We start from the raw sequence: 20744 nt of genomic DNA, 5'->3' as shown, positions 1-20744 counted from the left end.
GACCCGGCGGAGTCCAGCGTGATCGACGTTCAGGCCGCGTGGGGACACCGGCCCTGAAGGTGGTACAGAGTCGGGCGGCGAAGCGGGTTGGGGGCCCCGTCACGCCCGATTCACGGGGTTGTTCAACCCTCGCTGCGCTGCTGCGGGATGCCCGCGAGCAGAGCGCGCACCTCCGCCTCGCGGTAGCGGCGGTGCCCTCCGAGCGTGCGGATGGACGTGAGCTTGCCTGCCTTGGCCCAGCGCGTGACCGTCTTCGGGTCCACACGGAACATGGTGGCAACCTCAGCCGGGGTCAGCAGCGGCTCGGCATCAGGGGTGCGAGCGGTCATGAGCGGCCTCCTCGGGAGAACCGAACCATCACGGTTCTTTCCTCTAAATTCTGCACCTTGACCCGCGTTGCCCGAAATGGCGGACGCGGGCCGAGTCGGTTATAGGACGAACGGCTTGTCCTCGGCACTACAACTACACCATCTGTCCAGCCACGTCGGCCAAACCGATGGAATTGCCCTCTCAGGTGTCCAACCTCGACGGAAGCCGATGGACCGTGTCATAACGGACGGTCACACCATCGTGACGATCGGTTACAACGTGAGCGGACCTCTCCAGCCCCCTGGAAAGGAGCGCAATACCGATGGATCCGACCTTAGTTGGACGGATGAAGCCCCCTCCGGACTCCTTGTCCTATTTTGGCACGAGAGATGTCCTTCAAGGCAAGACCCCGTTAAGTGCGGTCGGTCACCTTGGGGCATCCCCGGCGCGAAGGCCCGGAACGGACCGGAACAGACAGTTTCGCGCACACCGGGTGTCTCAGCGTCCCGGGACCGCCCTCGCGGAACGCCTCAACTGGCCAGCCCGCGGTGCCGTACCGCCCGCCAGCGCTCGGTCAGCCGCTCGTAGGCCGCGCTCGCGCGCTCGCCGTCGCCCTCCCGCAGCGCCGCCAGCCCCTCCGCGGTGTCGGCCGCGGAGTGGTCCGAGGCCAGCTGCTCCTCCGGGATGGTATACACCAGTCCGCCGTAGTCCAGCTCCACCATCGACCGCGGGTGGAACTCCTCCAGCCAGCGTCCGACGTCCACCAGCCCGTCGACCAGCGGGCTGTCCTCCAGCTCCTCGCGCAGCACCTTCAGCGCGCGCGCCACCCGCCGCCGCGCCTGCACCATCGGAGTGCGGTAGCGCAGGACGAGCCCCTCCCCCGCGCCGCCGCCGTCCGCCCCCTTGCCGTACTCGCGCTCCTCGTCAGCGAAGAGCACGAACCAGCGCACCGGCACGTGCCAGGTCGCCGAGCGGATCCACGGCCGGGCGTCCGGGTTCCGCTCCCGCCAGCGGTCGTAGTCCGCCGCCGCCTCGCGCCGCACCACCGGCGGCACCGCCGCGTCCAGCACCGGTGCCGGCAGCTCGTCGCCGAGTCCGGCCAGCGCCTGCCAGCCCCGCAGCCTGGTCCGCCAGGGGCAGACGCACAGCACCCCGTCCACCTCGGCCACGAAGGCGTCCGCGCTCTCGCGCACCGGCACCACCACGGGCGGCACCGGCACCAGATCCGCCAGCGACCGGCGCAGCTCGTCCTGCGCCCCCGGCAGGCTCCCGCGGCGGGCGTAGCGGGCCCAGTGGGAGCGCTCCGGCTCGGGAAAGGCGGCCAGCGGCTCGTAGACCCGCAGGTAGGACGCGTACGGGACGGCCACCGGAGTAGTGAGGGCCAAGGGATTCTTCCTCCCGGAGCAGCGGGCCGAGGGGGCGGACAACGGCAGTTCAATACCCTGATCGTGGCACCGCAACTGCACACCCGTACTCCCGGGGGCCGTCAGGCCGTACCCTCATGCCAACCGGCCCGCCCCGCGTCCCCCCGCCACAAGCGGGAGAATGCTGGAAGGGCACCCTTCCGCGACATACAGGAGTCACCACCGTGACTGACGTACGTCCCGCCGTCAGCGTCGACGGACACCGAGACGGCTCAGAGAGCGCCGTGAGCGCGCAGCACACCACCGGTTCGGTCCTGCACACCCTGTTCCACTCCGAGCAGGGCGGGCATGAGCAGGTCGTCCTCTGCCAGGACCGCGAGACCGGCCTGAAGGCGGTCATCGCCATCCACTCCACGGCCCTGGGCCCGGCCCTGGGCGGCACCCGCTTCCACGCGTACGCCTCCGAGGAGGACCCGGAGGAGGCCGCCGTCAGGGACGCGCTCAACCTCGCCCGCGGCATGTCGTACAAGAACGCGCTCGCCGGGCTGGACCACGGCGGCGGCAAGGCCGTGATCATCGGTGACCCCGAGCAGCACAAGACCGAGGCCCTGCTGGAGGCCTACGGCCGCTTCGTCGCCTCCCTCGGCGGCCGCTACGTCACCGCCTGCGACGTCGGCACCTACGTCCAGGACATGGACGTGGTCTCGCGCACCTGCCGCTGGACGACCGGCCGCTCCCCCGAGAACGGCGGCGCCGGCGACTCCTCCGTGCTCACCGCCTTCGGCGTCTACCAGGGCATGCGCGCCAGCGCGAAGCACCTGTGGGGGGACGCCTCGCTGCGCGGGCGGAAGGTCGGCGTCGCGGGCATCGGCAAGGTCGGCCGCCACCTGGTGGGCCACCTGCTCGACGAGGGCGCCGAGGTCCTGGTCACGGACGTGCGCCCCGAGGCGGTCGAGCACATCACGGCCGCGCACCCGGAGGTGACGGCGGTCGCCGACACCGACGCGCTGATCCGCACCGAGGGCCTGGACGTGTACGCGCCCTGCGCGCTCGGCGGCGCCCTGAACGACGAGACGGTCGCCGTGCTCACCGCGAAGGTGGTCTGCGGCGCGGCCAACAACCAGCTCGCCCACCCGGGCGTCGAGAAGGACCTCGCCGACCGGGGCGTCCTCTACGCGCCCGACTACGTGGTGAACTCCGGCGGCGTGATCCAGGTCGCGGACGAACTCCACGGCTTCGACTTCGCACGCGCGAAGGCGAAGGCCGAGAAGATCCACGACACCACGCTGGCGATCTTCGAGCGCGCCGCGGCCGACGGCGTGCCGCCGGCGGTGGCGGCCGACCGCATCGCCGAGCAGCGGATGGCCGAGGCCCGCAGGACCGGCGGCGGGAACTGACCCGCGGCTCCGGTCCGGCCGTCCTGACCCAGCGTCCACGAGGACATCACCGTCGGTGACGGGTGGTGGGGGAGACATCCCTCACCACCCCTGGGCGGGTGACCGGGCGGACAGAAGGTAAAATCGTCACTGACCAGCGGAGAAATGGTCACCAGGCAGGGCGGGCACCGGCCGTGTCGTGCGGGCGGCGTACCGTACGGCCACGGAAGCAGGTACCGTTGAAGCTCCACGGACGGTCTCTCGATCGATATCGAGGGTCCGCTCCGCATCGTGAACGCGTGTCAAGACTCTGGGGCCGTTGAGCCCCGTCGTTGAGGGGGTCGAGCCATGGGGCGCGGCCGGGCCAAGGCCAAGCAGACAAAGGTCGCCCGCCAGCTGAAGTACAACAGCGGTGGGACTGATCTTGCACGCCTGGCTGAGGAGCTGGGCGCATCGACATCGAGTCAGCCGCCGAACGGCGAGCGGTTCGAGGACGATGAGCTGGACGACCCGTACGCACGGTACGCGGATCTGTACAACGACGATGACGAGGACGCGGAGGGCGACGACCCGTCGGTCGACTCCCGCGGGTCCTCCTCACCGTCGAACCACCGACGCCGCGCCTGAGGACGTCGTCGTCCACTGAGGACAGCGGTCTCATACCGATAGCGGTCATCACCCGGTCCGGCCATCGCCGGACCGGGTTTTGATCCTGTCCGTGCTCCCGCGCTCAGCTCGCGTAGTCCCCGGTGAGGGCGACGGCCTCACCGCGGTCGCCGCGCTCGGAGACCTCGCCGGCGACCCAGGCGTCCACACCTCGCTCGCCCAGCAGGGACAGCGTGGCGCCGACCGACTCCGGCGGGACGACGGCGACCATGCCGACGCCCATGTTGAGGGTCTTCTCCAGCTCCGCGCGCTCGACCCCGCCCAGCTCGCCGACCGTCCGGAAGACCGCGGCCGGGCTCCAGGTGGAGCGGTCCACGGTGGCGTGCAGTCCGTCGGGCACGACACGCGCGAGGTTGCCGGCCAGTCCGCCGCCGGTGATGTGCGAGAAGGCGTGCACCTCGGTGGCCCTCGTCAGCGCCAGGCAGTCCAGCGAGTAGATCTTGGTGGGCTCCAGCAGCTCCTCGCCCAGCGTGCGGCCGAAGTCCTCGACATGGCGGTCCAGCGACCAGCCCGCCCGGTCGAAGAACACGTGCCGCACCAGCGAGTACCCGTTGGAGTGAAGGCCGGAGGCGCCCATCGCGACAACCGCGTCGCCCGGGCGGATGCGGTCCGCTCCCAGGATCTCGTCGGCCTCCACGACGCCCGTTCCCGCGCCCGCCACGTCGTACTCGTCCGGGCCCATCAGACCCGGGTGCTCGGCCGTCTCGCCGCCGACCAGGGCGCAGCCCGCCAGGACGCAGCCCTCGGCGATGCCCTTGACGATCGACGCGACCCGCTCGGGGACGACCTTGCCCACGCTGATGTAGTCGGTCATGAACAGCGGCTCGGCGCCGCAGACCACCAGATCGTCCACGACCATCGCCACCAGGTCGTGGCCGATGGTGTCGTGGACGCCCATCCTCTGCGCGACGGCGACCTTGGTGCCCACGCCGTCGGTGGCCGAGGCCAGCAGCGGACGCCGGTAACCCTTCAGCGCGGAGGCGTCGAAGAGGCCCGCGAAGCCGCCGAGGGTCCCGATGCTCTCGGGCCGGCGGGCCTTGCCCACCCACTCCTTCATCAGCGTGACGGCGCGGTCGCCCGCCTCGATGTCCACTCCGGCGGCGGCGTAGCTGGCGCCCTGGCCGGCCGGGGTCGGGTTCGTGGAGGTCATGGTCTTCCTCTGGGACGGACGGTGGCGCGGTGGCTCACCGGGACGGTCGGCGGCCGGTCGGCCCGCCGGAACGGCCGCCGGCGGGCCGGCGGGGTCAGGGCCTGCGCAGCGCGTCGGCCGCGCCGGGGCCCGCGAGCAGGCTCCGCACCCCGTCGGGGTCGGCGCTGGACGCCTCGGCGGTCTCGGACTCCAGCAGGTGCTTGCCCAGCAGCCCGGGGTCCGGAAGCTCCATCGGGTACTCCCCGTCGAAGCAGGCCCGGCACAGGTTCGGCTTGGCGATGGTGGTCGCCTCGACCATGCCCTCCAGCGAGATGTACGCCAGGGAGTCCGCCCCCAGCGAAGTGCCGATCTCCTCGACCGACAGGCCGTTGGCGATCAGCTCGGCGCGGGTGGCGAAGTCGATGCCGAAGAAGCACGGCCACTTGATGGGCGGCGAGCTGATCCGCACGTGGACCTCGGCCGCGCCCGCCTCGCGCAGCATCCGCACCAGGGCGCGCTGGGTGTTGCCGCGGACGATCGAGTCGTCGACGACCACCAGGCGCTTGCCGCGGATGACCTCCTTGAGGGGGTTGAGCTTGAGGCGGATGCCGAGCTGGCGGATGGTCTGCGAGGGCTGGATGAACGTCCGGCCCACGTAGGAGTTCTTGACCAGGCCGCTGCCGTACGGGATGCCGCTGGCCTCGGCGTAGCCGACCGCGGCCGGGGTGCCGGACTCCGGGGTCGCTATGACCAGGTCCGCCTCGGCCGGGGCCTCGGCGGCCAGCCGGCGGCCCATCTCCACGCGGGAGAGGTAGACGTTGCGGCCCGCGATGTCGGTGTCGGGGCGCGCGAGGTAGACGTACTCGAAGACACAGCCCTTCGGCTTCGCATCCGCGAAGCGCTGGGTGCGCAGCCCGTCCTCGTCGATGGCGACCATCTCGCCGGGCTCGATCTCCCGGATGAAGGACGCGCCGACGATGTCCAGGGCCGCGGTCTCGGAGGCCACCACCCAGCCGCGCTCCAGCCGGCCGAGCACCAGCGGGCGTATGCCCTGCGGATCGCGGGCGGCGTAGAGGGTGTGCTCGTCCATGAAGACCAGGCTGAACGCGCCCTTGACCTCCGGCAGGACCCTGGGGGCGGCCTGCTCGACGGTGAGCGGCCTGCCCTCGTCGTCCACCTGGCCCGCCAGCAGGGCGGTGACCAGGTCGGTGTCGTTGGTGGCGGCGACCTGGGTGGCCCGGCCGCCCGTGCTGGGCAGCGCGGCGACCATCCCGGCCAGCTCGGCGGTGTTGACCAGGTTGCCGTTGTGGCCCAGCGCGATCGAGCCCTGGGCGGTGGCCCGGAAGGTGGGCTGGGCGTTCTCCCACACCGAGGCGCCGGTGGTGGAGTAGCGCGCGTGGCCGACCGCGATGTGGCCCTTGAGGGAACCGAGGGAGGTTTCGTCGAAGACCTGGGAGACCAGGCCCATGTCCTTGAAGACGAGGATCTGGGAGCCGTTGCTCACCGCGATGCCCGCGGACTCCTGTCCCCGGTGCTGTAGCGCGTACAGCCCGAAATAGGTGAGCTTGGCGACCTCTTCCCCCGGGGCCCAGACTCCGAAGACGCCGCAGGCGTCCTGGGGGCCCTTCTCTCCGGGGAGCAGGTCGTGGTTGAGTCGTCCGTCACCACGTGGCACACCACCGAGTCTAGGACAGGTCCCGCGGTGCTCAGTACCCGGGACCGCCGCTTCCCCCGGGCCCCGGCGGCCGTCCACCGCAGGTCATCACTCCAGTACAGGGAGGTGGTCGCGCAGATCGGCGCGCTCGCCGCTCGCTGTGAGATGCGCCGCATCCAGCTCCCCCAGCCAGTCGGTACGGCCGGTCGCCAGCCGGATCCAGGTCAGCGGATCGGTCTCCACCACGTTCGGCGGGGTGCCGCGGGTGTGCCGCGGGCCCGCCACGCACTGGACGACCGCGAAGGGCGGGATCCGCACCTCCACCGAGGCGCCGGGCGCCTTGGCGGCCAGCGCGTCCGCCAGCAGCCGCACGGTCGTCGCCAGGGCCTGGCGGACCAGCGGGACGCGCACGCCGGTGGCCCGGGTGAGGTCGTCGCTGTGCACCACCAGCTCCAGCAGGCGGGTCACGGTGAAGTCCAGCGCCCGCATCGCGCCGAAGGAGTGCGGCAGCAGCACGTCCGCGCGCACGGCCTGCTCCAGCACCGGCTCCAGCTCCTCGACGGCGTCGTCCACCGCGCGGGCCGCGCTGTCGTACGCCCGCGCGTGCCTGCGGGTCGCCTCGTCGAGCTCGTGGGCGGCGCCGGCCACGGAGACCGCCCAGGTGTTCAGGTCCGTCTCCGGCGCGGTGGCCCGGGGCGGGGGCTCGGCGAGCAGCCGGGGCACCGCCTCGATCTGCCCGGCGATGTGGACCACCAGGTGGCGTACGTCCCAGCCGGGCAGCCCGGAGGGCCGGGCCAGCTGGTCGGGGGTGAGACCGTGTACGGCGTTGCGCACGGCCTCCACCTGCCCGATGAGCCCGGCCCGCACCAGGGCCGGGTCGTACGTCCTGGGCTTGCGCTTCACCGGAGGCATGGCGTCAGAGTAGAACGCCGCGTGACCGCGGCAGGAGGTTACCCGCCGGTCGGGCGCCGATGCGGATCAGCTCCCCTTCCGGTCGTCGCCGACGGGGTCGGCCGAGACGCCGCCGGCGGCGCCCCCGAAGGAGCTCTCCGCGCTCATCCACCAAGTCTCGCCGGTGACGCTCAGCAGGCAGCGCTCCTGCCGCACGCGGTCGCCGGTACGGGCCTCCGGCACCCGGTCGGGCAGCCGGCCGGAGCCGTTCGCCGGGCTCCCGTCCGGCCCCCTGCCCCTCGCCCACCCGTCCCGTACGGCCCCGGCATCCGTCCGGCGGCGGACCTGCCGGCGCCCCGCGACGACCGTGCCCCGCCGCCCGGAGCGGGCGGCGGGGCACGGCGGCCGTCGTACGGGCGTCAGGCGAGCAGCGCCGGAATGGTGGCCTCGTGGGCCTCGCGCAGCTCGGCCAGGGAGACGGAGAACTGCCCCTGGACCTCGATGGCGTCGCCGTCCACCACGCCGATGCGGGTGGCGGGCAGGCCGCGGGCGCCGCACATGTCGGTGAAGCGCAGCTCCTCGCTGCGCGGCACCGAGACGATCGCGCGGCCGGCCGACTCGGAGAACAGGAACACGAACGGGTCCAGCCCGTCGGGTACGACCAGCCGGGCCCCCTTGCCGCCCTTGAGGCAGGACTCGGTCAGCGCCTGGACCAGACCGCCGTCGCTCAGGTCGTGCGCCGCGTCGATCATGCCGTCGCGGGAGGCGGAGATCAGGATCTCGGCGAGCAGCCGCTCGCGCTCCAGGTCCACCTTCGGCGGCATCCCGCCCAGGTGGTCGTGGATCACCTGGGACCAGGCCGAGCCGCCCAGCTCCTCGCGGGTGTCGCCCAGGAGGTAGACGAGCTGGCCCTCCTCCGCGAACGCCATCGGGGTGCGGCGGGCGACGTCGTCGATCACGCCGAGCACGCCGACCACCGGGGTCGGGTGGATGGCGGTGTCGCCGGTCTGGTTGTACAGCGAGACGTTGCCGCCGGTCACCGGGGTGCCCAGCGTTCGGCAGGCGTCGGCCAGCCCGCGGCAGGCCTCGGCGAACTGCCACATCGCGCCCGGGTCCTCCGGCGAGCCGAAGTTCAGGCAGTCGGTGACGGCCAGCGGCTTCGCACCGGTGGCGGCGACGTTGCGGTAGGACTCGGCCAGCGCGAGCTGGGCGCCGGTGTACGGGTCGAGCTTGGCGTAGCGGCCGTTGCCGTCGGTGGCGACGGCGACGCCCAGGCCGGTCTCCTCGTCGATGCGGATCATGCCGCTGTCCTCGGGCTGGGCCAGGACGGTGTTGCCGAGCACGTAGCGGTCGTACTGGTCGGTGATCCACGCCTTGGACGCCTGGTTCGGGGAGCCGACCAGCCTCAGGACCTGCTCGCGCAGCTCGTCCCCGTCCTTGGGGCGGGGCAGGGCGTTCGCGTCGTCGGCCTGGAGGGCGTCCTGCCACTCGGGGCGGGCGTAGGGACGGTTGTAGACAGGGCCCTCGTGGGCGACCGTGCGCGGGGGCACGTCCACGATCTGCTCGCCGTGCCAGTAGATCTCCAGCCGGTCGCCGTCGGTGACCTCGCCGATGACGGTGGCGATGACGTCCCACTTCTCGCAGATCTCCAGGAAGCGGTCGACCTTGCCGGGCTCGACGATGGCGCACATGCGCTCCTGCGACTCGCTCATGAGGATCTCCTCGGGCGAGAGCGTGGAGTCGCGCAGCGGGACGGTGTCCAGCTCCACGCGCATGCCGCCGGAGCCGGCGCTGGCCAGCTCGGAGGTGGCGCAGGACAGGCCGGCGCCGCCGAGGTCCTGGATGCCGACGACCAGGTCCTCCTTGAAGACCTCCAGGGTGCACTCGATGAGGAGCTTCTCCTGGAAGGGGTCGCCGACCTGGACGGCCGGGCGCTTGGCCGGGCCCGTCTCGTCGAAGGTCTCCGACGCCAGGACGGAGACGCCGCCGATGCCGTCGCCGCCGGTGCGGGCGCCGTAGAGGATGACCTTGTTGCCGGTGCCCGACGCCTTGGCCAGATGGATGTCCTCGTGCCGCATCACACCCACGCACAGGGCGTTGACCAGCGGGTTTCCCTGGTAGCAGGGGTCGAAGACCACCTCGCCGCCGATGTTGGGCAGGCCCAGGCAGTTGCCGTAGCCGCCGATGCCGGCGACGACGCCGGGCAGGACGCGGCGGGTGTCGGGGTGGTCGGCGGCGCCGAAGCGCAGCGGGTCCATCACGGCGACCGGGCGGGCGCCCATGGCCAGGATGTCGCGGACGATGCCGCCGATGCCGGTGGCCGCGCCCTGGTAGGGCTCGATGTAGGAGGGGTGGTTGTGCGACTCCACCTTGAAGGTGACGGCGTAGCCCTGGCCGACGTCCACGACGCCGGCGTTCTCGCCGATGCCCACCAGCATGGCGTCGGAGGCGGGGGCCTTCTCGCCGAACTGCTTGAGGTGGACCTTGCTGGACTTGTAGGAGCAGTGCTCGGACCACATCACGGAGTACATGGCCAGCTCGGCGCCGGTCGGGCGGCGGCCGAGGATCTCCCGGATGCGGTCGTACTCGTCGCGCTTGAGACCGAGCTCGGCCCAGGGCTGCTCGACGTCCGGGGTGTCGCTCGCGTGCTTGACGGTGTCGAGAGTCATGAGGCGACCAGCTTCTTCAGAACCGAGGTGAAGAATCCCAGCCCGTCGGTGGTGGGCCCGGTCAGGGCCTCGACGGCGTGCTCGGGGTGGGGCATGAGGCCGACGACGTTGCCGGCCTCGTTGCAGATGCCGGCGATGTCGCGGCGGGAGCCGTTGGGGTTGACGTCCAGGTAGCGGAAGACGACCCGGCCGGTCGCCTCCAGCTCGTCCAGGGTGCGCTCGTCGGCGACGTAGCCGCCCTCGCCGTTCTTGAGCGGAACGGTGATCTCCTGGCCCTCGGCGTAGTCGGACGTCCAGGCGGTGTCCGCGTTCTCCACGCGCAGCCGCTGGTCGCGGCAGACGAAGTGGAGGTGGTCGTTGCGGGTGAGCGCGCCGGGCAGCAGGTGCGACTCGCACAGGACCTGGAAGCCGTTGCAGATGCCGAGCACCGGCAGGCCGGCGCGGGCCTGCTCGACGACCGTCTCCATCACCGGCGAGAAGCGGGCGATGGCGCCGCAGCGCAGGTAGTCGCCGTAGGAGAAGCCGCCGGGGAGGACGACGGCGTCCACCTGGTTCAGGCTCTTGTCGCGGTGCCACAGGGCGACCGGCTCGGCGCCGGCGAGGCGGATGGCGCGCCGGGCGTCCACGTCGTCGAGGGAGCCGGGGAAGGTGACGACTCCGATGCGGGTCGTCATGCGGGGGTCACCTCTTCGCGCTCCTCGACGCGCACCGTGAAGTCCTCGATCACGGTGTTGGCGAGGAACGTCTCGGCGAGCTGGTGGATGCGGGCGAGGGCGTCGTCGTCGACCGGCCCCTCCACCTCGAGCTCGAAGCGCTTGCCCTGGCGGACGTCCGAGATGCCCTCGTAGCCCAGTCGGGGCAGCGCACGCTGAACCGCCTGGCCCTGGGGGTCGAGGATCTCCGGCTTGAGCATGACGTCGACTACGACGCGAGCCACAGGTACTCCCGGTGGGTGTTGGTGCTGGAGGCTGCGGCTTCAGCGTACCCGGCGGAAAATTCTACTCGCGTAGATATGGGCCGCTTCGGTCACGGTCGGGTATCGGCGCCCCGGAAAACACCGGGAAGTGCTGCACGAATCGGCGCCGGAAAAGTAAAGTCGCGTTCGCGGCATGACACGCGGACGAGAATTCAACCGCTTCACCAGACAATGCCCGCCGCTGTACAAAGGAAAGGGCATTGACACCGATCGCCGGGAACGTCGATATCACCGCACGTCAGGAAGTGGTTTCGAAGTGTTTCCGCATGCGATCCTCCCGAAAGGACCGATATCCGTGGCACAGCGCGTGGTGGTCACACTCTCCGACGACATCGACGGCGGGGAAGCATCGGAAACGGTCACCTTCGGTCTCGACGGCAAGTCCTACGAGATCGATCTCAACCGCGAGAACGCGAGGAAACTGCGCATGGGCCTGGCCCCCTATGTGCGGGCCGGCCGCAAGCGCGCCCGGTCAGGGAAGACGTTCCAGCACACCTCCGTCGCGCCGGACCCGTCCGCGGTGCGGGCCTGGGCCCGGTCGCACGGCTTCGAGGTGCCGCCGCGCGGCCGCATCCCCAAGAAGGTCTACGAGGCGTTCGAAGAGGCCCACGGAACCGCCTCCGGCGCCGGGGGCGAGGAGTCGCGCTGAGCCCCGCTCCGGACCGACTTGCCAGGCACCCCGGGTGATCGGCTAGAGTCTGGAGCACACCGCCGGGGGCGGCCGGAAACGGCCGAAGCCAAGGTGGTCCTGCGGGTGTAGCTCAGTAGTAGAGCGCCCTCTTTCCAAGAGGGAGGCGCAGTGTGCGATTCCTGTCACCCGCTCCGCTCGCTCCACCGGACCTTCGGGATCGGGTAGAGTGAAGGCGCGCCGCTCGGTGAGAGCCGGGAGGTTGCAAGCGGACGTAGCTCAGTTGGTAGAGCGCAACCTTGCCAAGGTTGAGGTCGCGAGTTCGAGCCTCGTCGTCCGCTCAGGGAAAAGGCCCCGGTCCTCCAGGACCGGGGCCTTCTTCGTGTGTGATCCGCCACATCCCCTCACGCCCTCTCACGTCCTCCCGTCCCCGGGCGGGTTGACATTTGTCACGTGCGCTCGTGACAGCCCGCACTGCCTCCGCCCCCGGTCCCGCGCGACCCTGGTGGCATGAACACCGGAGAGCAGGTCATCGAGGTGAGCGGGCTGCGGCGGCGCTACGGCCCGGCGAAGGGGGACGGCGGCTTCGAGGCCGTGCGGGGGGTCTCGTTCTCCGTGGCGCGCGGCGAGCTGTTCGCGCTGCTGGGGACGAACGGCGCGGGCAAGACATCCACCGTCGAACTGCTGGAGGGGATGGCCGAACCCAGCGGCGGCCGGGTGCGCGTGCTCGGGCACGACCCGTACCGCGAGCGCGCCCGGGTGCGCCCGCGGATCGGGGTGATGCTCCAGGAGGGCGGCTTCCCCTCCGATCTGACCGTCGCCGAGACCGCGCGGATGTGGGCCGGCTGCACCAGCGGGGCCCGGCGGACCTCGGAGGCACTGGAGACGGTGGGCCTGGCCCCGCGCGCGGACGTACGCGTCAAGCAGCTCTCCGGCGGTGAGCGGCGGCGGCTGGACCTGGCCATGGCCCTGCTGGGCCGGCCCGAGGTCCTCTTCCTGGACGAGCCGACGACCGGGCTGGACGCCGAGGGGCGGCGGGAGACCTGGCGCCTGGTGCGGGAGCTGCGGAAGGGCGGTACGACCGTGGTGCTGACCACGCACTACCTGGAGGAGGCCGAGGAACTGGCCGACCGGCTCGCGATCATGCGGGCGGGGCGGATCGTCGTCTCCGGCACCCCCGCCGAGGTCACCGCCTCGCGCCCGTCCCGGATCCGCTTCACGCTGCCCGAGGGGGTGCCCGCAGCCCGGCTTCCGCTGTCGCTGAGGGCGGCCGAGAACGGGCGGAGGGTGGAGATCCGCACCGGCCGGCTGCAGGAGTCGCTGACCGAACTGCTGCTGTGGGCGCGGCAGGAGGAGGTGGCGCTGGCTGGTCTGGACGCCCGCTCGGCCTCCCTGGAGGAGGCGTTCCTGGAGATCGCCCACGGAGGCGGCCCGGACACGGCGGAGGACGAGGACACGGCACGAGCGGCGAAGGCGGGAGCACGATGAGCACCACGGACACCGGGAGCGGGACGGACACCGGGAGCAGGGCGGACGCGGGAGGCAGGGCGGACGCGGGGGGCAGGGCGGACGCGGGGGCCGCCCGCCGGGCCGCCGCCTCCCTGGGCAGGCTGCGGTCGCTGGCCCGGGCGGAGCTGACGCTGCTCGTCCGCAACCGCACCGCCATGTTCACCGCACTGCTGATGCCGCTCGCCATGGTGCTGTTCATGCGCTCCACGGTCGAGCAGGCCCCGCTGGAGGGCACCGGGCTGAGCGTCACCGACCTGGTGATGACCAGCGGCATCCCGATGGTGCTGATCCTCGTCGTCTATCTGAACCTCATCCCCGCCTACGTCTCCCGCCGCGAGGAGCTGGTCCTCAAGCGGCTGCGGACCGGGGAGCTGCGGGACTGGGAGATCCTGGCGGGCGCGGCGCTGCCGGTGGTCGCCGTGGCGCTGGCGCAGTGCGCCGTGCTGGTCGCGGCGGGTGCGGCCCTGCTGGAGATGACACCGCCGGACCGGCCGGACCTGCTGGTCCTGGGCGTGCTGCTGGGCGTCGTCCTGATGGTCCTGACGGCCGCCGCGACGGCCGTGATCACCCGGACGACGGAGAGCGCCCAGATCACCGCGCTGCCGCTGCTGATGGTCTCGCTGGCCGGCTCGGGGATGTTCGTCCCCCTGGAGGCCATGCCGGATCGGGCGGCCGACATCCTGCGGCTGCTGCCGATGAGCCCGGTGGTGGACCTGGTGCGGTACGGCTGGCTCGGCGGCGGTGAGCCGGGCGAGGTGCTGCGGGCGCTGGGGACCGCTGTGGCCTGGGCCCTGGTGTCGGTGTTTGCTGTACGGCGGTGGTTCCGCTGGGAACCGCGTCACTGAGGTGCGAGGAGCGGGTGTGACGGTGGCGGTCGAGGGAGGCGCGCTGGGCTGGGTGGAGCGGGTGCGGCGGTCCAGCGGGCCGGTGCGCTTCGACCAGTACACCCGCTTCACGCTCTACAGTTTCGCCGCCTCCGAGGCGGTGCTGCTGACCTTCTGGTGCGTGGCGCAGCGCGGCGGTCTTCCCCTCTGGACCGTCCTCCCGCTGGTCGCCCTGTTCGCGGCGCACTCCGTCTGCCATCTGCTGCTGTGCCGGGCCGGACTGCGGTACTACCTGGGCTCGGCCGGCCGGCCGGGCGGCCTGACGGCGGTGTACGTCGGGCTCACCGTCCTCGGGATCGCCGCCCTCCACGCCTCGATCGGAGCCGGGGTGCTGGATCCGGGGGCGGTGGCCGCCAGCACCTGGCTGCTGATGTTCCTGGCCGGGCCGTTGCTCCTCACCCTGTCGATCCGGCGGAGCACCCTGCTGACGGCACTGGCCATCGCGGGCTCGGCGCTGTCCGTCGCGGTGCTGGACCTGCCGGCGGAGCAGCTGGGGTACCACGTGGGCGCCGCCGCCTTCGGCGCCGTCTTCTTCGGCTTCAGCTACCGCTGCTCCGGCTGGATGCTGCGGGTCGTCAGGGAGCTGGAGGCCGCCCGGGAGACCCAGGCGCGGCTGGCGGTGGCCGAGGAGCGGCTGCGGTTCGGCCGGGACCTCCACGACGTGCTGGGCCGCAACCTGTCGGTCATCGCGCTCAAGAGCGAACTGGCCGTGCAGCTCGCACAGCGCGGCTCGCCCTCCGCCGTCGACCAGATGACCGAGGTGCAGCGGATCGCGCGGGAGTCGCAGCAGGAGATGCGGGAGGTCGTACGCGGCTACCGGGAGGCCGATCTGCACACCGAACTCGTCGGTGCCCGGGGGGTGTTGCGGGCCGCCGGGATCGACTGCCGGATCGAGGACAGCGGTAGCGGGGCGCTTGCCGAACCGCTGCAGTCGGCACTGGGCTGGGTGGTCCGCGAGGGGACGACCAACGTGCTGCGGCACGCCGAAGCCGGGCGGTGCTCGGTCCGGCTGCGGGCCGCCGGTCCGGTCGCCGAGCTGGTCATGGAGAACGACGGTGTGCCGGGGTCCGGAGCCTCCACGGGGGGCGGCTCCGGACTGGCCGGGCTCCGCGAACGCCTGGCCGCGCTCGGCGGCACACTGACCGGTGAGCGCCGCGGCGACGGCACCTTCCGGCTGACGGCCCGGATTCCGGCGCGGCCGGACCGGGGCGGCGGCGGGGACGGCGGTGAGGGCGGCGGTGAGGGCGGCGGCGAGGGCGGCGGCGAGGACGGCAGCGGGAGGGGAGAGCGGTGAGCGACCACGAGCGGGGCGGCACGGACGGCGGCGGGCGCCGCGTACGGGTGCTGCTGGCCGACGACGAGCATCTGATCCGGGGCGCGCTGGCCGCGCTGCTGGCGCTGGAGGACGACCTGCTGGTGGTGGCCGAGGCCGCGTCCGGGCCCGAGGCGCTGGCGATGGCCCGCGCCCACCGGCCCGACGTGGCGGTGCTGGACCTCCAGATGCCGGGCAAGGACGGCGTGGCGGTCGCCACGGAGCTGCGCGCCGGACTCCCCGCCTGCGCCACCATGATCGTGACCGGGCACGGCCGTCCCGGGCACCTGAAGCGGGCCCTGGCCGCGGGGGTGCGGGGCTTCGTGCCCAAGACGGTCTCGGCGCAGCGGCTGGCCGAGATCATCCGCACGGTGCACGCCGGCAACCGCTACGTGGACCCGGAGCTGGCCGCCGACGCGATCAGCGCCGGGGACTCGCCGCTGACCGCCCGCGAGGCCGAGCTGCTGGAACTCGCCGCGGACGGCGCGCCGATCGCGGAGATCGCCGCGCGGGCCGCGCTGGCGCCGGGGACGGTCCGCAACTACCTGTCGTCGGCCGCCGCGAAGCTGTCGGCGGAGAACCGCCACGCGGCCGTGCGCGTCGCACGCGAGCGGGGCTGGCTGTGAGCGGCCCCGCCCGGGAACCGCCCCGCGCGAGCACGCGCACGGGTTGGCTATAGTGGGAGCGCACCGAACGGAGCACGCGGACGTAGCTCAGTTGGTAGAGCGCAACCTTGCCAAGGTTGAGGTCGCGAGTTCGAGCCTCGTCGTCCGCTCGCGGAGAAGGCCCCGGTCCCTCACAGGACCGGGGCCTTCCGCGTGTGCGGCCCTCATCCTGTGCGGGCGGCCGGGCGGGGGCGGGCCGCGGCCCGCCCCCGTGCCGTCGGCACCGGTCAGCTCCAGCGGGTGCCCGTCAGCAGCTCGTACGCCTCGATGTAGCGGGCGCGGGTGCGCTCGACGACCTCGGCGGGCAGCTCGGGCGGGGGGACCTCGCCGCCGCGGTCCCAGCCGGCGGCCGGGGAGGTCAGCCAGTCGCGGACGATCTGCTTGTCGAACGAGGGCTGGGAGCGGCCCGGCTCCCACTGGTCGACGGGCCAGAAGCGCGAGGAGTCCGGCGTCAGCACCTCGTCGGCGAGCATCAGCCGCTCCCGGCCGTCCTCGTCCGTCCACCACCCGAACTCGAACTTGGTGTCGGCCAGGATGATGCCCCGCTCCCTGGCGATGTCGCGGCCCCGGGAGTAGACGGCCAGGGTGAGCTGGCGCAGCTCGGCGGCGGTGTCGGCGCCGACCCGGCGGGCGACCTCCTCGTAGGGGACGTTCTCGTCGTGCTCGCCGACCTCCGCCTTGGTGGCCGGGGTGAAGATGGGGGCGGGCAGCTCGGAGCCGTCCTCCAGGCCCTCGGGCAGGGCGAGTCCGCAGACCGTGCGGGTCTCCCGGTACTCGGTCAGACCCGAGCCGGTGAGATAGCCGCGGGCCACGCACTCGACCGGGACCATGCGCAGGGAGCGGCAGACCACCGTGCGGCCCGCCCAGTCGGCGGGGGCGCCGGGCGGCAGCTCGGTGGAGAGCACATGGCCCGGCACCAGGTCGGCGAGCTGGTCGAACCACCACAGGGAGAGCTGGGTGAGGACGCGGCCCTTGTCGGGGATCTCCGTCGGCAGCACCCAGTCGTAGGCGGACACCCGGTCGCTGGCGACCATCACCAGATCGCCCGCCTCGTTCCGGTACAGGTCCCGCACCTTGCCGGTGTGCACGTGCACCAGACCCGGCACCTGCACGGGTTCGGGCTTCTCTACGAATCCGGTCACGGCTCCTCCTGTGGCTTGGTCCAGGAGTTCCGATTCTCCCGTACCGCCACCTTCCCCACCGGCCGGGGTCGGACGGACGGGTGGGGGCGTACCGCGCGAACGGCCCTGCCGGGGCGGGGCCCGGGCCCCGGGTGCCCGCGGGCGTCTCAGGGGCGCTTGCAGATGCGGTCCAGGAGGTTGGCCGTGGCCCGCTGGATGCGGGAGTCGGTGTGGCCGGGGCGGTCCAGGGCCGGGGACCAGGCGAAGGTGCCCGAGGCGAAGACCAGGGCGCCGCTGGGCGCCTCGTACAGGGAGGTCTCCTGGTGGCGGCGGGCGCCGGAGGCGTCACGGTAGGGCGAGTGGGCGAGCAGGACGCGGTCGGTGTGCGGGGGCAGGGCGGTGCGCGGGAAGTAGCGGTCGGCCTCGCCCGCGACCAGGCCGGGCAGTTCCTCGCCCTCCGCCGCCCCGGTGGCCTCCCACAGCCAGTGGGAGGTGTTCCGCACGACCATCGGGTGCGGCCGGGGCACCTGGCCCGCGTACTGGACGCCCAGTACCTGCTGTTCGGGCTCGCCCTGGTCGCGCCAGCGCCGCGAGCGGCCCGGGCCGCGCCGCTTGCGGCAGGTCATCAGCCGGTCGGGGGCCCCGGACGGCGAGGGGCCCAGCTCGACCTGCCAGTACATGGTGTTGGCGGAGAGGAAGACCAGCGAGGTGCCGCTGTCGCGGGCCTTCTCCACGGCGCGGCGCATGGGCGCCGACCAGTACTCGTCGTGGCCCGCGAAGACCAGGCCGCGGTAGCGGGAGGGGTCGACGCGGCCCGCGTGCAGATCGCGGGTGTCGGCGTAGGCCAGGTCGTAGCCGTAGCGCTCGGCCCAGCGGATGAAGTCGTAGGCGTGGCCCACGTGCAGGGGCAGGCCCGCGCCCGCGTACGGCCGGTCGAAGGAGACGGTGACGGCCGCCTCCTCCTCCCCCAGCAGCCGCCCCTCCCCGTCCCAGGCGTGGTAGAGGCTGGCGCCGGTGCGGCCGTCCTCGGGGAAGAGGTTGTACGCCTGCCAGGTGACGTCGGGGAGGACCAGCAGCAGGTCGCCGGGGCGCTCGTCGCGGACGGTGAAGGGGATGTGGGATCGGTGGCCGTCGGCGGTGGTCAGCACGGCCACGTGGGCGCCGGTGCTCCAGTAGTCCGGGATCTGGAGCCGCCAGGAGAGCCACCAGTGGTGGCAGGAGACGGTGCGGTCGGCGGCCAGCGGCGGGGGCTGGACGATGCCGGAGAGCCGGGGGCTGGTGGTGATCTTGGTGGCGCCCTCGCCGCCGTAGTGGCCGATGCGGTAGACGTCCACACCGAAGGGCTGGGGCGGGTTGACCGTGATCCGGAAGTCGATGGACTCGCCGGGCGAGACCGCGCTCTCGGAGGTGAAGCCCTTGATCTGGCAGTGCACGTCGTCGGCGGCGCGCGGGCCGCCGCCCGCTCCGGACGGGGCGCGGGCGCCGTCCAGGCTGCTGTGGTCGAGGTACCAGGGGACGACGTGGCCGGTGTCGTCGAAGTAGTGCTCGCCGCACCGCAGCCAGGGCAGCGGCCCCTGCCCGAACGGATCGGTGACCGCGTGCGCGAGAGCTCCCGACTCCCAGCGCCGGATCTGCTCCGTGCCCACCTGCGTCTCCCCTCCCTGTGTCCGCTCCCGCGATGTCGGGCACCAGCACATCACATAAAGCGAACGATCGGTCACCCCTCGTCGCGAATGACCGGAGCCGGGTCGAATTCGTCTCGAACACGCGGGACGGCCGGGGGCGGGGGCCGGGGGCCGGGGGCCGGGGGCCGGGGCGGGTTCGGGGGGTGGGGCGGGTTCGGGGGTGGGGTGGCCTCCGCGGGCGGCCCGGACGCTCCGCGGCGCCCGGCCCCGGGCCGCCCGCGGCTCAGACCAGGCGGATTGGCTTGTCGGGCCGTACGCCGACGGCCGCCAGCCAGTCGCGCAGCGGCTGGGGGTCGCCGTCCTCGGCGAGGGCGAGGACGGGACGGGCCAGGTCCGCGCGGCGCTCGCCGTCGACGAACAGGGCGGGGCCGTCCAGCCAGTCGAGGCCGGGGGCCGCTCCGGCGGTGTCCACCGCCGCGCAGCACACGGCGGCCGTGATGTGCTCGGCCAGCAGCTCGCGCCCGGAGCGCGGCGGTTGGAGGGGGAAGCCGCCGCCGGGCGGGAGGAGCGCGCCGTCCCCGCCGGGGACGGGCAGGGGGATCGCGCCGGCCTCGCGGGCGGCGCCGGCCCGGGCGGCCTCCTCGCGGGCGAGGTCGGCGCCGATCCGGGCGGCGAGCGCGTCGGCGCCGCCGCCGGAGGGGGCGTCCGGGCCGTCCGGGGCCGCCGCGCCGGCCAGCCGGTCGACCAGCTCGGCCAGCGTCGGGTGCTCGGCGGCCCGCAGCGCCGCGAAGAGACGGGCGGCCTCGGAGCGCCAGATGCGGTCCACGACCTCCTCCGGGTACTCCTGCCAGTCCACCGGGGCCCAGTCGGGGCCGGGCTCGGCCGGTCCGCCGTGGAACAGGCGCGCGGCCAGCAGGGAGACCTGGCGGTCCACCTCGCCGGGCTCCTCCAGCAGGTCGCAGGCGGGACGCTCGCCCAGCCGGGTGGCGAAGCCCTCGGCGAGCCGGTCGCGCCGGGACAGCTCGGTGAGGGCGGAGACCACTCCGGCGTCCAGCCGGGCGGGCCAGCGCCCCGTGCGCCAGGCGGGCAGCGCGACCCTGGTCAGCAGCCGGTCCCAGCCGGCGTACGCCAGGCCCACCTGCTCCTGGGCGACGACCCGCAGGCCGTAGTCGACCGCCTGGGCCCGCACCGCGGCCGCGGCGGCGACCATGCGCTCCATCTCCGCGGCGTGGGAGGCCCCGGCGCGCAGCAGCAGCCGGGAGACCCAGCCTGCGAAGTCGTACGCGAGGCGCTTCGGCGCCGGGCCGCGGACCGCGACGGCGACCGCCACGGCGGCGTCCAGCCCGCGGACGAAGCGCCGCGCGGCGGCGATGTCCGGGTGTGCGGACGGGCCCGTCCCGGCCACGATCGGGGCGAGCAGCGCCCGCAGCTCGGAGACCCGCATCCACCACAGGAAGGGGGAGCCGACGACGAGTACGGGGGCGCCCGCGCCGCGCGCCGTGCCGGGGCGCGGCAGGCGCCGGCCGCGGGTGGTGTGCGCCCGGTCCTCCAGCCAGCTGTCGCAGTCCGGTGTCAGGGCTATCGCCGAGGGCGCGGGGACGTCCAGCCGGTCGGCGAGGTCGCGTATCAGCCGGTACAGGTCCGGGGCGGCCGACTCGTCGATCTGCACGGTGGGGCTGACCGCCGGGCGCGCCCGGGCGATCACGGCGGACACGCCCGCGGCCGCGGCGAGCACCGGCACGGCGACGGCCGCGGCCGTCCAGCGCAGTGCGTCCCAGCCGTCGCCGCGGAGGTGGCCGGTGGCCCCTCCGGCCAGCAGGACGACCGCCGCGGCGGCGGGCAGCAGCGCGGCGCCCAGCGCGGCGCCGCGCACCCTCAGGACCGCCAGCGCGTGGTCGCGCGCCGAACGCGCGCCCGTCTCCGGTACTGCCACGAGTCGCTCACCCCCTTGCCGATCCCCCGCGCC

Annotated in this window: 19 protein-coding genes and 3 tRNA genes; 10 read left to right on the top strand and 12 right to left on the bottom strand. The window is 73.3% G+C overall.

All coding sequences use genetic code 11. The features are described 5' to 3' along the window. Window positions 1-122: 122 nt before the first annotated feature. Window positions 123-329 carry a developmental transcriptional regulator BldC gene (bldC, locus tag QPK52_RS14005; RefSeq protein WP_020869672.1) on the bottom strand — a complete coding sequence of 69 codons (207 nt, stop codon included), beginning with the start codon at window positions 327-329 and terminating at the stop codon, window positions 123-125. Between the two features lie 510 nt (window positions 330-839). Beyond that, window positions 840-1694: a hypothetical protein gene (locus QPK52_RS14000; RefSeq protein WP_410537821.1), complete on the bottom strand. Its 855-nt coding sequence runs from the start codon at window positions 1692-1694 to the stop codon at window positions 840-842. Between the two features lie 203 nt (window positions 1695-1897). Between QPK52_RS14000 and QPK52_RS13995 the strand changes: the two genes are divergently transcribed. Then, entirely contained in the window at window positions 1898-3070 is a 1173-nt protein-coding gene (locus QPK52_RS13995) for a Leu/Phe/Val dehydrogenase (RefSeq protein WP_410537820.1), read from the top strand. Window positions 3071-3397: 327 nt separating this feature from the next. Beyond that, entirely contained in the window at window positions 3398-3676 is a 279-nt protein-coding gene (locus QPK52_RS13990; protein WP_410537819.1) for a DUF3073 domain-containing protein, read from the top strand. A 103-nt stretch (window positions 3677-3779) separates the two neighbouring features. On the opposite strand, the gene purM is transcribed toward QPK52_RS13990, so the two are convergent. From purM to purS, 7 genes are all read right to left on the bottom strand, one after another. Further along, window positions 3780-4865: a phosphoribosylformylglycinamidine cyclo-ligase gene (gene purM / locus QPK52_RS13985; RefSeq protein WP_410537818.1), complete on the bottom strand. Its 1086-nt coding sequence runs from the start codon at window positions 4863-4865 to the stop codon at window positions 3780-3782. A gap of 94 nt (window positions 4866-4959) precedes the next feature. Continuing rightward, the gene (purF, locus tag QPK52_RS13980) at window positions 4960-6519 is read right to left on the bottom strand and encodes an amidophosphoribosyltransferase (protein ID WP_093663094.1); all 1560 of its coding nucleotides are present in this window, start codon (window positions 6517-6519) and stop codon (window positions 4960-4962) included. Window positions 6520-6606: 87 nt separating this feature from the next. Then, a complete protein-coding gene (locus QPK52_RS13975; protein WP_410537817.1) occupies window positions 6607-7410 on the bottom strand; it encodes a sterol carrier family protein in 804 nt (267 codons plus the stop codon). 66 nt (window positions 7411-7476) lie between these two features. Further along, window positions 7477-7605 (bottom strand): hypothetical protein, encoded by a 129-nt coding sequence (locus QPK52_RS13970; RefSeq protein ID WP_410537816.1) that lies wholly within the window; start codon window positions 7603-7605, stop codon window positions 7477-7479. A gap of 203 nt (window positions 7606-7808) precedes the next feature. After that, entirely contained in the window at window positions 7809-10058 is a 2250-nt protein-coding gene (gene purL / locus QPK52_RS13965) for a phosphoribosylformylglycinamidine synthase subunit PurL (RefSeq protein WP_410537815.1), read from the bottom strand. Beyond that, window positions 10055-10732, bottom strand: coding sequence for a phosphoribosylformylglycinamidine synthase subunit PurQ (purQ, locus tag QPK52_RS13960; RefSeq protein WP_410537814.1), 678 nt, complete (start codon window positions 10730-10732; stop codon window positions 10055-10057). Before purQ ends, purL begins: the two co-directional genes overlap by 4 nt. After that, on the bottom strand, window positions 10729-10995 hold the full coding sequence (purS, locus tag QPK52_RS13955) for a phosphoribosylformylglycinamidine synthase subunit PurS (RefSeq protein ID WP_093663089.1): 267 nt from the start codon (window positions 10993-10995) through the stop codon (window positions 10729-10731). Before purS ends, purQ begins: the two co-directional genes overlap by 4 nt. Window positions 10996-11329: 334 nt before the next feature. On the opposite strand from purS, the gene QPK52_RS13950 reads away from it, so the two are divergent. The 8 genes from QPK52_RS13950 (at window position 11330) to QPK52_RS13915 (ending at window position 16142) form a co-directional block, all read left to right on the top strand. After that, complete coding sequence (locus QPK52_RS13950) at window positions 11330-11683, top strand: histone-like nucleoid-structuring protein Lsr2 (RefSeq protein ID WP_410537813.1); 354 nt, start codon at window positions 11330-11332, stop codon at window positions 11681-11683. A 101-nt stretch (window positions 11684-11784) separates the two neighbouring features. Further along, window positions 11785-11856, top strand: a tRNA-Gly gene (locus QPK52_RS13945). Between the two features lie 74 nt (window positions 11857-11930). After that, a tRNA-Gly gene (locus tag QPK52_RS13940) sits at window positions 11931-12003 on the top strand. Window positions 12004-12172: 169 nt separating this feature from the next. Further along, on the top strand, window positions 12173-13150 hold the full coding sequence (locus QPK52_RS13935; protein ID WP_410537812.1) for an ABC transporter ATP-binding protein: 978 nt from the start codon (window positions 12173-12175) through the stop codon (window positions 13148-13150). After that, window positions 13147-14016: an ABC transporter permease gene (locus QPK52_RS13930; protein ID WP_410537811.1), complete on the top strand. Its 870-nt coding sequence runs from the start codon at window positions 13147-13149 to the stop codon at window positions 14014-14016. The genes QPK52_RS13935 and QPK52_RS13930 overlap by 4 nt, the downstream gene beginning before the upstream one ends. A 16-nt stretch (window positions 14017-14032) precedes the next feature. Beyond that, window positions 14033-15349: a sensor histidine kinase gene (locus QPK52_RS13925; RefSeq protein WP_410537810.1), complete on the top strand. Its 1317-nt coding sequence runs from the start codon at window positions 14033-14035 to the stop codon at window positions 15347-15349. Between the two features lie 47 nt (window positions 15350-15396). Further along, window positions 15397-15993: a response regulator gene (locus tag QPK52_RS13920; RefSeq protein ID WP_410540327.1), complete on the top strand. Its 597-nt coding sequence runs from the start codon at window positions 15397-15399 to the stop codon at window positions 15991-15993. A gap of 76 nt (window positions 15994-16069) precedes the next feature. Further along, window positions 16070-16142 (top strand) — tRNA-Gly (locus QPK52_RS13915). A gap of 117 nt (window positions 16143-16259) precedes the next feature. Here the strand turns inward: QPK52_RS13915 and QPK52_RS13910 are convergent. The 3 genes from QPK52_RS13910 to QPK52_RS13900 all read right to left on the bottom strand — a co-directional run bounded on the left by QPK52_RS13910 (window position 16260) and on the right by QPK52_RS13900 (window position 20711). Then, a complete protein-coding gene (locus tag QPK52_RS13910; protein ID WP_410537809.1) occupies window positions 16260-17174 on the bottom strand; it encodes a phosphoribosylaminoimidazolesuccinocarboxamide synthase in 915 nt (304 codons plus the stop codon). 146 nt (window positions 17175-17320) lie between these two features. Beyond that, window positions 17321-18799, bottom strand: a complete 1479-nt coding sequence (locus QPK52_RS13905; protein ID WP_410537808.1) for a N,N-dimethylformamidase beta subunit family domain-containing protein — start codon at window positions 18797-18799, stop codon at window positions 17321-17323. 262 nt (window positions 18800-19061) lie between these two features. Further along, a complete protein-coding gene (locus QPK52_RS13900) occupies window positions 19062-20711 on the bottom strand; it encodes a hypothetical protein (protein WP_410537807.1) in 1650 nt (549 codons plus the stop codon). Window positions 20712-20744 lie beyond the last annotated feature (33 nt).

Origin of the sequence: Streptomyces sp. KL2, from assembly GCF_046529545.1 — a bacterium.
Taxonomy (GTDB): domain Bacteria; phylum Actinomycetota; class Actinomycetes; order Streptomycetales; family Streptomycetaceae; genus Streptomyces; species Streptomyces radiopugnans.
Note: the sequence above shows the minus strand (reverse complement) of the source record. Positions and strands in the feature narration are given on the sequence as shown.

Bases quoted from the DNA above. Each gene is read 5' to 3' on its own strand.
- bldC (WP_020869672.1), bottom strand. From the start codon at position 329: ATGACCGCTCGCACCCCTGATGCCGAGCCGCTGCTGACCCCGGCTGAG.
- QPK52_RS13990 (WP_410537819.1), top strand. From the start codon at position 3,398: ATGGGGCGCGGCCGGGCCAAGGCCAAGCAGACAAAGGTCGCCCGCCAG.
- purM (WP_410537818.1), bottom strand. From the start codon at position 4,865: ATGACCTCCACGAACCCGACCCCGGCCGGCCAGGGCGCCAGCTACGCC.
- QPK52_RS13975 (WP_410537817.1), bottom strand. From the start codon at position 7,410: ATGCCTCCGGTGAAGCGCAAGCCCAGGACGTACGACCCGGCCCTGGTG.
- purL (WP_410537815.1), bottom strand. From the start codon at position 10,058: ATGACTCTCGACACCGTCAAGCACGCGAGCGACACCCCGGACGTCGAG.
- purQ (WP_410537814.1), bottom strand. From the start codon at position 10,732: ATGACGACCCGCATCGGAGTCGTCACCTTCCCCGGCTCCCTCGACGAC.
- QPK52_RS13935 (WP_410537812.1), top strand. From the start codon at position 12,173: ATGAACACCGGAGAGCAGGTCATCGAGGTGAGCGGGCTGCGGCGGCGC.
- QPK52_RS13930 (WP_410537811.1), top strand. From the start codon at position 13,147: ATGAGCACCACGGACACCGGGAGCGGGACGGACACCGGGAGCAGGGCG.